The organism is Corynebacterium sp. HMSC064E08, assembly GCF_001811805.1.
Lineage (GTDB): Bacteria > Actinomycetota > Actinomycetes > Mycobacteriales > Mycobacteriaceae > Corynebacterium > Corynebacterium jeikeium_D.
Genome location: NZ_KV806692.1, coordinates 33,480 through 45,158, shown reverse-complemented (window position 1 = coordinate 45,158; position 11,679 = coordinate 33,480). Strand labels below are relative to the sequence as shown.

The window sequence follows — 11,679 nt, the reverse complement described above, 5'->3', positions numbered from 1 at the left end:
GGCTAGCTAGAACCAGCGCTCCAGCACACGAGCAACACCGTCATCATCATTGGTGGCGGTGATTTCGTCTGCAATCTCCTTGACGTTGTCAGCCGCATTGCCCATGGCCACACCCGTGCCCGCCCACGACAGCATCTCGATATCGTTCGGCATGTCACCGAAGCAGACCACATCTTTCGCGGTCGCTCCGACCAGTTCAGACACGTATTCCAACCCGGCGCGCTTAGTCACGCCCGGCGCGGACACTTCCAAAAGCCCGTCCGGCATGGAGTAGGTCACGTGCGCCAAGCTCGCGTCAATTGCGGGAGTGACCAGCTCATATAGCTGGGCACTGTTCACATCTGAGTTTCGCAGCAAGAGTTTCGTCGCGGGTTCTGACAACACGGCCTCTTCAGCAAGCTCACCGTGCTCATCCGATTCCCAGGCATGGTCATAAGACGGCGCCACCACAAAAAGCTCATCGATGGCATCATTCGCCGACGTCCCGGCGCGCTCTGCCGCAATGCCGATTCCACCGATGGATCGCGCCGCTTCGCGCGCATGCTTGACGACGTATCGCAGCGTCTCCGGCTTCAGTGTGTTGGCGGCAACCACTTCATCACGGCCGGAGTCGTAAATCACGGCGCCATTGGCACACACGCACAACGGCTGAACCGGCAGCTGCTCGAGCACTGGTTGCAACCACCGAGCCGGCCTTCCCGTGGCCAGCACCAACGGGGTTCCGCGGCGTAGCATTCGCGTGACGGCCTGTCGCAGGCGGGGAGTTACCCGCTCCCGCGAGTCGATGAACGTCCCGTCAATATCCGAAGCTACGAGTAGTGGATGTAGTCTCTCGGTCACTTCGAACTACTTGCCGTCCTCACTGTTGTCATCTTCACCGTCATCGCAGAACCGGTCGTGCAACAACTGCAGCGTTGCGGCTACTCCCCCATGCTCGACCGTGTCGATTACCCAATCCGCGTTCTTCAGCAGGGACCAGTCCGCATCGGCCGTAACTACCGGCATGCCGACACGCTGTGTGGCTTCCTCAAAGTTCGAGCGACCGGCAAAAAGAATCGCGTTTTCTTCCTTGCGAGCCTGCTTGCGCAGCGTGCTAACCACCGCATTTGTGACGTCCAGTTTGCTGGCGCCCTCCGGGAGTTCCACGACCTGCAGGTCAACCGACTCCAAAGCCGATAGATTCGGCTTATCTCCCGGTTCGTGCAGAACAACGATTGTGGCTCCGGCATCGCCGAGCTGCTGCAAGGCCTTCATGTTTTCTTCGCTGATATTGCCCGCGTCGTCGGCAAGCGATGCGGGGTAATCGAAGATGAACGTCTCCGGCTGAGCGGTGATGAGCCTGTTCAAGCGCTGCGGAAGCTTGTCGCGAATCATCATCGACTGGCCGATAAGACGGTAAACGGTCTGCTGCGTCTGCTCGACACCGGAGGCGGAGGCCTTCTCTAGCTGCACGTACGCTTCGCGGAACGTCACGCGCATCGAATCCGTGGCCGTACGCACGGACTCCTTGCTCTCCTTAGCACCGGCGACAACATCATCAGCCATCTGTTCCACAGACTGACGGAACTGCGCCAACAAGGCGGTCGTCTGTTCCCTTCGGCGAGCAGACTCCGCGCTCATCGTTTGCGAGGCATCGAGGAACTGCTGCCTGGTCTGATCGCCGAACTCACGCGCACTATCGCCGAACTCACGTGCCGACTCGGCTAGCTTTTCCTTGAATGCGGCCAGATCACCGCGCAAATGACGGATACGCTGACGCTCTTCTTCGACTTTCAGGTCCTCTGCCTGGGCCTCTTCGAAAGTCGGTGCGCCGCCGCCAAGGCGAGCCGGTACCCAGTAGGCGCCCTTCGGCAGGGGACCTTCTTCAGCTGCATACTCGTCCCAGAGCTGACGGACACCCTGATCCATGATTTCGTGTAGCTTTTCGGTGGCTTCTGCCGGATCGCCCTCCGGGGTCCACGGCGGCAAAACCGTAATATGAATCGGAGTATTGCTGCGGCCGAGATGCTTGGGGTGCCCCTTCGTCCACACGCGCTGGGATCCCACAATCAGCACTGGGATGATGGGCTTACCGGTGCGCTGCGCCATACGCACCGCACCGGACTTCAGATTCTTGACTTCAAAGCTGCGAGAGATAGTCGACTCCGGGAAGATGCCTACCAACTCGTCGTTTTCCAGCTTCTCGCAGGCCTCTTCGAAAGACTTGGAGCCGTCGGTGCGATCGACCGGAATGTGTTTACAAGCACGCATGATTGGTCCTGCGATCGAATGGTCGAAGACTTCCTTCTTCGCCATAAAACGGACAAAACGGCGGTGCTTGCGGAATGGAAGACCGACATAGGTGAAGTCCATGTATCCGGTGTGGTTAGTAACGAGAACGGCGCCAGAGTCTTTCGGCACGTTTTCCCAGCCCTTAACGGTGAACTTCAAACCTTGGGCAAAGAAAACGGTGCGCGCCAATCCGATAATCGTTAAGTACACAGGATCCTTGAACATGGCCTTTACTCTACAATCTTTCGCACCCCTTAGCGGGGCGATATGTACTGGTATCTGAGACCCATAAATAAATGTCGTTACAGGCCCATGTCTTTGTGTAAAACCAGGTACATCCCCACACATCCCCCTTGCACGTACTGCGCACCTGTCATACAGTCCCGGTACACCCCATAGTCGCTTTTACCACCCCCGTTATGAGGTGGGCTCCGCCGATGGGTATTCATTCTAAAAGTAGTAAACCTCTATTAACATACCTATCTACCTGCGGAAAACCAGACAACATTTTGGGGCGGGTTTTCTTGGCTTTTTGACCCATTGTTTATATCTACGTAACCGTAAGTTACCGCTTACAAGTAAGCCGATTTTTGGTAACCTGAGCCGTGAGCCGAGAAATTCTCTTCGACGAAAAATCAACGCCCCCACCGGGAAGGATTGGAAAATGTCGTCCTCTTCATCTCTCGCCCCATCTGCAGTTCTAAATAAGGAACAGCATGAAAAGACCTGGGAGAAATTCGGTACCGAGCAATACGACGTCGTCATTATCGGCGGCGGTTCTGTAGGCGCTGGCGCTGCGCTCGATGCCGCAACCCGTGGTTTGAAGACTGCGGTCATTGAAACTCGTGACTTCGCAGGCGGCACCTCCAGCCGCTCCTCCAAGATGTTCCATGGCGGTCTGCGCTACCTGCAGATGTTGGACTTCCGCCTGGTAGCTGAATCCCTGCGCGAGCGCGAACTGTCCATGTCGCACCTAGCACCGCACCTGGTTAAGCCACTGCGCTTCGTCTTCCCGCTGACCCACCGCGTGTGGGAGCGCCCGTTCATGGCATCGGGCTTCTTCCTTTACGACGTCATGGGTGGCGCCAAGCAGGTTCCAATGCAGAAGCACTACTCCCGCAAGGGCACCCTGAAGCAGGCTCCGGGCCTGAAGGAAGATGCCGTGGTCGGCGGCGTTCGCTACTACGACACCCTGGTTGACGATGCCCGTCACACCATGACTGTCCTGCGCACCGCTGCTCACTTCGGCGCTGACGTCCGCACCTCCACTCAGGTTGTCGACTTCGTGAAGGAAGGCGAGCGCATCGTCGGCGCGAAGCTCCTTGACACCGACACCGGCGCCACCACCACCATCCGCGGCAGCGTTTTCGTCAATGCCACCGGTATTTGGTCCGATGAGATTGAGAAGCTGGCTGGCGTCACGGGCAAGTTCCGCGTCCACACCTCCAAGGGTGTCCACATTGTTATTCCGAAGTCCGCTCTTGAGGGCTCGGTGGCAATGACCTTCGTGACCGAGAAGTCCGTCCTGTTCGTTATCCCGTGGGGTGAGTACTGGATTATCGGTACCACCGACACCGACTGGACCATGAATCTGGCCAACCCGGCAGCTACCCGCGCTGACATCGACTACATCCTCGATCACGTCAACGCCAAGGTTCGCCGTCCAATTACTTACGACGACATCGTCGGCGTCTACTCGGGTCTGCGTCCACTGGTGGAAGGCGACTCCGACTCCACCACCAACCTTTCCCGTAACCACGCTGTTGCCCACGTTGCCCCGGGCATGGTTTCCGTCGCAGGCGGTAAGTACACCACCTACCGCGTCATCGGCGCTGACACCATCGACGCTGCAGTCCAGGACGTCCCCCGCAAGGTACCGGAGTCCGTCACTGCAGATGTCCCGCTGCTCGGCGCTGACGGCTACCACGCACTGAACAACCAGAAGCCAGCCCTGGCCAAGCAGTTCGGTATCACCGAGAAGCAGGTCGAGCACCTGCTCAACCGTTACGGCTCCCTCATCTACGAAGTGCTGGCTCCTGCAGCCGAGGATAAGTCTCTGCTCGAGCCGCTAGAGGCTGCCGAACAGTACATGCGCGCTGAGGTTCTCTACGCAGTGACTCACGAAGGCGCAATGCACCTCGACGACATCCTGGAGCGCCGCCTGCGTGTCTCCATGGAGTACGCACACCGCGGTGTCGACAGCGCCCGGGCCACCGCTGAACTGGTTGCCCCAGCTCTGGGTTGGGACAAGGACACGATGGAGAAGGAGATCAAGGTCTTCATCGAGCGTGTCGAAGCAACCCTGGCAGCTGAACGTGAGCTGACTGACAAGGCCGCTAACGAGATTGCTGCTCATGCAGTGGAAACTCGCGCGGATGTCGACGTCAGCCTCGACCGCTAGTTCGCCCCTCCCCTCCGCCGGTGGCCGCACGAGTTAGTGCTCAAATGGCCACCAACGCTGTAGCCACAACGAAATAGGTTTCCCTCTTGGGAAAACGGCTTCGCACTTCAAGGGACTGATGGGGTCGAAATAAAAGTGCCGGCGAAAAATCCGTTCTCGCCGGCATTTCTTATACCCAAAGAATTTACGTTGCAAGATTCATCGTGACCTCGCCCGGTCACGACTCACAGAGAGTTTCTACATCTCATGGAGACAATCACAGGATCCCAGGCATTCCTCTGGGAGTTTTTCGGAACCGCCATTCTAATCCTCCTCGGTAACGGAGTCTGTGCTTCTATCAACCTCCGGACAACCCGCGCTGCAAATGCAGGCTGGTTGGGCATTGCCTTCGGCTGGGGTATGGCTGTTTTCGCTGGTGCATCTATTGCCGACGTATCCGGTGGGCACTTGAACCCTGCGGTAACCGTTGCCCTGGCCATCAAGGGCAGCCTGGGATGGGACCTGGTTCCGTACTATGTTGCAGGTCAGCTGTTGGGCGCATTCGTAGGTGCAATCCTGGCTTGGGCCGCTTTTAAGCAGCTGTTCGACGCCAATGGTGTCGACGAAAACGGCAACCCAACCAATGCGAATGCCGAAACTGGCGGCAACTTCTTCACCGCGCCGGTTCACCCAAATAACTTTTGGAATGCCGTCACCGAGTTCATCGCGACGTTCGTTCTGCTCGCATTCATCCTGTTCGGCCCAGCCGGCGGCGAGCTTGGTCCGCTGACCTACTTCGGTGTCTCGTTCATCATTGTGTCGATTGGACTTTCCCTTGGTTCCCCGACCGGATACGCCATCAACCCTGTCCGTGACCTCGGCCCCCGTTTGGCCTACGCTTTCGTGCTCCCGATTAAGGGCAAGGGCGATGCGAACTGGGCCTATGCATGGGTTCCGATTGTCGCACCGATGCTGGCAGCCGTGGCTGCAGGCGCTCTTGCCTTTGCCATCGGATAACGGGAATATGAGAGTTATCGCACAATAAAATATCGCAAGCCTGAACACTCACATTCACACACAATTTCTCTAGGAGTATCCCCATGATGCACAGCAAATACGTCCTCGCTATTGACCAGGGAACTACTTCCACCCGCTGCATCATCTTCAACCATGACGCAGAGATCGTCACTGTTGCGCAGATGGAACACAAGCAGATTTTCCCGGAAGAGGGCTGGGTCGAGCACGACGCCCAGGAGATTTGGGCCAACACCCGTCGAGTAGTCAGCGAAGCTCTCGCCGATGTCGACCTGCCTTCTGAGGATGTTGAAGCAATTGGCATCACCAACCAGCGTGAAACCACTGTCGTCTGGGACAAGAACACTGGTGAACCGGTTTACAACGCCATCGTCTGGCAGGACACCCGCACGAATGAGATCTGCAAGGAACTCATGGGGGATGAAGGCGCTGACCGCTGGCGTGAGACCACGGGCCTACGTATCAACTCCTACCCAGCCGGCCCGAAGGTGCGCTGGATTCTCGACAACGTCGAGGGAGCTCGCGAAAAGGCTGAGGCTGGCGACCTGCTCTTCGGCACCATCGATACTTGGCTGCTGTGGAATCTCACCGGTGGCGCAGAGGGCGACAACGGCGAAGATGCAGTTCACGCAACCGACGTCACCAACGCCTCCCGTACTCTCCTGATGGACCTCAAGACCCTCGAGTGGGATGAGGACATTTGCCGTGAAATTGGCATTCCGATGTCGATGCTGCCTGACATCCGACCGTCGGTAGGCGACTTCGGCCATATCCGTGCCCGTGGCTCTCTTGCAGGGCGACCGGTTACTGGCATCCTCGGCGACCAGCAGGCCGCCATGTTCGGCCAGGGCTGCTTCGGCGAGGGTGACACCAAGAACACCTACGGCACTGGGCTGTTCATGCTAATGAATACTGGCGAGAAGCCGAAGTGGTCTGACCACGGACTCATCTCCACCGTCTGCTACCAGGTCGAGGGAGAGAAGCCGGTCTACGCTCTCGAGGGCTCCGTCTCCATGGGCGGTGCACTTGTTCAGTGGCTGCGTGACGAGCTGCAGATGATTCCGAATGCGGCATCCATTGAGAACAAGGCAAAGAGCGTCAAGGATAACGGCGGCGTGTACATCGTGCCGGCCTTCTCCGGTCTTTTTGCACCTCGTTGGCAGCCGGACGCTCGTGGCGTCATCGTCGGTTTGACCCGTTTCGTCAACCGACACCACATTGCCCGTGCTGTGCTGGAGGCTGCTGCGTACCAGACCCGCGAGGTCCTCGACGCCATGGTCGCAGAATCCGACACGGACATCACAACGCTGAGCGTTGATGGTGGCATGACCATGAACGAGTTCCTCATGCAGTTCCAGTCCGACATCCTGAATGTCGCTGTCACACGCCCGAACAACATTGAAACCACGGCTCTTGGTGCGGCATACGCTGCGGGCCTTGGCATTGGCTTCTGGTCGAACCTGGATGAGGTCAAGGCTCACATCACGATTGACAAGAAGTGGCATCCGAAGATGGAGGCCGAAGAGCGCGATCGCCTGTTCCACCAGTGGAACCGTGCCGTTGAACGCACCTACGGTTGGATCGAGGATACGGATGCTGAGGAGGCACCGAAGCCTGAATAAGTCCTCGTAAGAGCCGAAAAATAGCCCGGAGAACCTATTCGGTTTTCCGGGCTATTTTTATTATAAATTCAGGGCTTGTTTGTTATAATAAAATTATTATAACTATCATCCACTCCTCGATTGAAAACAGAAACGAGCAATCATGCGTCGCGCATCAATTTTCACTGCGAGTGTGACCACCGCCCTGACTTTGGCCCTGGCCACCCCGGCAGCATCAGCAGCCCCAACGGACTTCATCAAGAACCCGCTGGAACCAACTCCCGACCCGCAGTCCACTGCAATGGTCGAGCTGCCAACCACCCCAGCACCAACCACCACGGTTGACGGTCGCCACGTTACGGTGAACGACGGCTACATGACCTCACAGGATGGCAAGGGCACCCAGATTTACTGGAAGTCCAACACCATCCCGAATGCCAAAGCCACTGTCGTCGTCGTGCATGGCGCTGCAGAACACCTGGGTCGCTACGAGTGGGTAACCGGCAAGCTGCTGAACGCCGGCTACAACGTGTACCGCATTGACCACCGTGGGCACGGCCACTCGGGCCAGGTCGAAGGAACCCCAGTTGCCCGTGGCCATATTGATGATTTCCACTCGCTTGTCGATGACCTGCACATGCTCGTCGAAAAGGCCAAGGCGGAGAACCCGAGCACGAAGACTTTCCTGCTCGGCCACTCCATGGGCGGCCTTGCCGTGGACTTCCACGGCATCAAGTACCCGGGCAGTGTCGATGGCATTGTCGCCAACGGTGGTGGCGCTCTTTTCAACCCCTACGGTGGCACGGACGAGGGCGAAACCATCACCCCAGAGGCCATGACCGATGTCCAGCGCGAGGCGCAGCCGACGATTTACCAGCGCCTGCCATTCCAGGACATGACCACATTCAACACTCGCATGCTCAAGGAAGTGCCGAACCGCACCGAGATGCGCGTGCCATCACTACCCGGCAGCGACTTGATTCAGCTTGGCAACCCGCTGGGTTCGAAGACCTCTTCTTCGCAGGCAGTGCGTGATGAGTACGAAACTGATCCGTACAACAACTCCAAGCTCTCGCTCGGCATGGCTCAGCAGATGGCTTTTGCCGCCACCTACAACGGCACCAACTCCGTCGATTTTGTTGAGCCGACCCTGGTCATGATGGGTGGCCAGGATGAGATTGTGCCGCCGTTCTTCTCGCGCGACTGGTACAACGGCATCTCGTCCACCGACAAGCAGCTGATCGAGTTCGAAGGCCAGTTCCACGAGACCTTCAACGAGCCGGCACAGCACGAGGCCATTGCGACGGCTATTGCCTGGCTTGATGCGCGTATCTAATTGAACGCTAAAAAAGAACCGAGCCACTCCCTAGCAGTTACGAGTTCTTCATAGAGCTAACCCGGTGGAATGAGGGGCGATTGTCTTCTGACAATTGCCCCTCATTTTCTTTGCCCTACCCTCTCCACGCCGTATAAAGCATGCAGTACTTGGCAATACAAACTACTGTGCGTATAGTTGGCATTACAAGGTACTAGGTATGAAAAGCATTTTGCCCGGGCAGATTCCTCCATACCGCCGGAAAGAAAGCACAACGCTATGCCCAAACGTCCACAAACACAACTGAAGAAAGGGGTACTTGAGCTCGCCATTCTCAAGCTGATTTCTCGCGAAGAGCTCTATGGCGCGGCACTCGTCGCAAAGCTCAACGCCTACCCCCACCTCAGCGCGCCCGCGGGAACCGTCTACCCCCTGCTCTCGCGTCTGACCACCAACGGCTTGATTAGCAATCGCTGGGAGGAATCCCCCAAGGGACCGCCTCGCAAGTACTACTCACTGACAGCCAAAGGAAAGCAAACACTCACGCAACTACACCAGGACTTCATCGATCTATCCGCCGACATGACCGCACTATTTTCCGAGGAGCCCCAATGAACACCTACCTCACTGCCATTGACCACAAACTGCGCGAAATCGGCATATCGCACGCACAACGCAAGGCGATCATCGCCGAGCAGGAGGGTCTTCTGCAAGAGCTTAACGACGTCCACGCGGACCTGGCCGAAGAGCTGGGAACGGCAACCGCCTACGCAAATTGCGTAGCCGAACAAGTTGGTGAACCAAGCACCTTGCGCAGGTACCTCTCCAACCCGCTTCGAGTATTTACCAAAAGCGGTCGCGCTTCCCTGTGGAACATGGATGACCCGCGGATCCTCCAGCCTCACCTGTTGGGTTTTGGCTGGTCTATCAATTGGGCTGCAGTAGCGACCAAGCTGGGGATTGTCCGACCGGACGATATTGACGGTGAGGTTATCTCTGAAATTCCAGCTCGCGCACTGCAGGCGACCGCTCTTCTCCCCGCGGCCGTGACGGTTGCGCACGGCGTCGCACTGGCTAGGTCCTGGAAGCAGTTGCCTTCAGAAGTCCACACGAAATGGAAGCTAAACGGCAAGGCAGTTCAGAAAACAGCACCGAAGGAAACTCTGCTTCTTCCCTTCGTGGTTTCTACGGTCGGAGCTGGATTCTCAGCTGCTTCGCTGCTCAAGGCAGATGACCGCGAAGATACTCTGCGCGTTGCGTCCCTAGGCGCGCTCGCAAGCACAATTGCACCATCTCAGCTGATCGGAGTCCTCACGGAAGAAAACTCCAAGACCAATCCGGCATTAGTCCAAGCTGGTGTTGCCGTGGCATCGGTCGCGGCTTCGGCCGCATGCCTTGCCCTTCCTCTCTTCGCTGGGCTGAAGGCTACGTGGAAGAAAGCTGGGGTGGCTTAGATCACGGTGCAGGAGACATCAGCAGGTGAAAGACTCATCAGAAAGATTGTTGTAATCCGAATGTTGTAAACAACCTCTACCACCTCGAGTGAGGCTATCCCCCTGGTTCAGGTGTGTTTTCGGTTGTGTTTCTACACTCAACCTTCCCGGTGTTTTTACCTTCTCAATCCCCCAATTAATTTTTTAGCGCAATTACACGACTCACGCCCGAAAAAGCCACTTCACGACACCTATGTCACCTCGTGCCAGCTGTGGAGGTGGCATGAGGTGACATAGGTGTCGTGAAGTCGCGGATGAACTGGGGCGGGGCCGCACCTGCTTAACCGGCTCGCTTAACCGGCTCGCTTAACCGGCTCGAGAACTTCCTTGCCCATCATGAACGGACGCAGCGCCTCCGGAATCACCACAGAACCATCGGCCTGCTGGTGGTTTTCCAGAATGGCGACCAGCCAACGCGTCGTGGCCAGCGTGCCGTTGAGGGTGGCGCAGTACTGCGACTTGCCATCGGCATCGCGGTAGCGGGTCTTCAAACGACGAGCCTGGAAAGTCGTGCAGTTCGAAGTCGAGGTCAACTCGCGGTAGGTGTTCTGCGTCGGCACCCATGCCTCGGTATCGAACTTGCGGGCAGCCGATGCACCCAGGTCACCACCAGCAACATCGATGATGCGGTACGGAACATCGACCGCGGCCAGCATCTCGCGCTCCATGTTCAGCAGCTTCTGGTGCTCTGCCTCCGCCTGCTCCGGCGGACAGTAGGAGAACATCTCCAGCTTGTCGAACTGGTGCACGCGCAGGATACCGCGGGTGTCCTTACCGTAAGAGCCCGCTTCACGACGGAAACAGGAAGACCAACCAGCGTAGCGACGCGGCCCCTCCGACAGGTCAATAATCTCGTTGGAGTGGTAGCCGGCCAGCGCGACTTCCGAGGTACCGACCAGGTAGAGGTCATCTTCCTGCAGGTAGTAGATCTCATCGGAGTGCGCACCGAGGAAGCCGGTACCCGACATGGTCTCCGGACGAACCAGCACCGGCGGCACCATCAGCTGGAAGCCATTCTGAGTTGCCTTCTGAGCAGCCAGGTTCATCATGGCCAGCTGCAGCATGGCACCGTAGCCGGTCAGGAAGTAGAAGCGGGAACCGGAGACCTTGACGCCGCGCTCCATATCAATAAGACCCAGCGACTCACCGAGGTCCAGGTGGTCCTTAGGCTCAAAGTCGAACTGCGGAATCTCACCGATTTCCTCCAGCACGACAAAGTCATCTTCGCCGCCGGCGGGCGCACCGGTAACGATGTTGCCAATCAGGTACTGCAGGCGCTCGACCTCAGCCTCGGCTTCCTTCTGCTCCGCTTCGGCTGCCTTCACGGCGTCGGAAAGCTCCTTGGCCTTCTCCAGCATGGCCGGGCGCTCTTCCTTCGACGCCTGACCAATCTTCTTGCCGAAGCCCTTCTGCTCTGAACGCAGCGCGTCGGTGGAGGCAATAACCTCGCGGCGCTTAGCGTCAGCTTCCAGCAGCTGATCGACCAATGCCGGGTCCTCACCACGGGTGCGCTGGGACTCGCGGGCTACTTCAGGGTTTTCGCGGAGAAATTTGAGATCAATCACGTCCCCTAGAGTACCTGGT

Annotated in this window: 9 protein-coding genes; 6 read left to right on the top strand and 3 right to left on the bottom strand. The window is 57.7% G+C overall.

Annotation, left to right across the window (positions count from 1 at the left end; translation table 11 throughout):
* Positions 1-6 precede the first annotated feature (6 nt).
* Both HMPREF2820_RS00980 and HMPREF2820_RS00975 read right to left on the bottom strand, forming a co-directional pair.
* Positions 7-840 carry a Cof-type HAD-IIB family hydrolase gene (locus HMPREF2820_RS00980; RefSeq protein ID WP_016421653.1) on the bottom strand — a complete coding sequence of 278 codons (834 nt, stop codon included), beginning with the start codon at positions 838-840 and terminating at the stop codon, positions 7-9.
* A 6-nt stretch (positions 841-846) separates the two neighbouring features.
* A complete protein-coding gene (locus tag HMPREF2820_RS00975; RefSeq protein ID WP_070602318.1) occupies positions 847-2,496 on the bottom strand; it encodes a 1-acyl-sn-glycerol-3-phosphate acyltransferase in 1,650 nt (549 codons plus the stop codon).
* A 439-nt stretch (positions 2,497-2,935) separates the two neighbouring features.
* On the opposite strand from HMPREF2820_RS00975, the gene HMPREF2820_RS00970 reads away from it, so the two are divergent.
* The 6 genes from HMPREF2820_RS00970 to HMPREF2820_RS00945 all read left to right on the top strand — a co-directional run bounded on the left by HMPREF2820_RS00970 (position 2,936) and on the right by HMPREF2820_RS00945 (position 10,056).
* Entirely contained in the window at positions 2,936-4,672 is a 1,737-nt protein-coding gene (locus HMPREF2820_RS00970) for a glycerol-3-phosphate dehydrogenase/oxidase (RefSeq protein WP_049190947.1), read from the top strand.
* A gap of 246 nt (positions 4,673-4,918) precedes the next feature.
* A complete protein-coding gene (locus HMPREF2820_RS00965) occupies positions 4,919-5,668 on the top strand; it encodes an MIP/aquaporin family protein (protein ID WP_187401458.1) in 750 nt (249 codons plus the stop codon).
* Between the two features lie 83 nt (positions 5,669-5,751).
* Positions 5,752-7,308: a glycerol kinase GlpK gene (glpK, locus tag HMPREF2820_RS00960; protein WP_016421657.1), complete on the top strand. Its 1,557-nt coding sequence runs from the start codon at positions 5,752-5,754 to the stop codon at positions 7,306-7,308.
* A gap of 142 nt (positions 7,309-7,450) precedes the next feature.
* On the top strand, positions 7,451-8,623 hold the full coding sequence (locus HMPREF2820_RS00955; protein ID WP_070602317.1) for an alpha/beta hydrolase: 1,173 nt from the start codon (positions 7,451-7,453) through the stop codon (positions 8,621-8,623).
* Between the two features lie 258 nt (positions 8,624-8,881).
* The gene (locus tag HMPREF2820_RS00950) at positions 8,882-9,217 is read left to right on the top strand and encodes a PadR family transcriptional regulator (protein WP_049190945.1); all 336 of its coding nucleotides are present in this window, start codon (positions 8,882-8,884) and stop codon (positions 9,215-9,217) included.
* Positions 9,214-10,056 (top strand): DUF5808 domain-containing protein, encoded by an 843-nt coding sequence (locus HMPREF2820_RS00945; protein WP_070602315.1) that lies wholly within the window; start codon positions 9,214-9,216, stop codon positions 10,054-10,056. The genes HMPREF2820_RS00950 and HMPREF2820_RS00945 overlap by 4 nt, the downstream gene beginning before the upstream one ends.
* A gap of 332 nt (positions 10,057-10,388) precedes the next feature.
* On the opposite strand, the gene serS is transcribed toward HMPREF2820_RS00945, so the two are convergent.
* Complete coding sequence (gene serS / locus HMPREF2820_RS00940; protein WP_048731242.1) at positions 10,389-11,660, bottom strand: serine--tRNA ligase; 1,272 nt, start codon at positions 11,658-11,660, stop codon at positions 10,389-10,391.
* Positions 11,661-11,679: the final 19 nt, after the last annotated feature.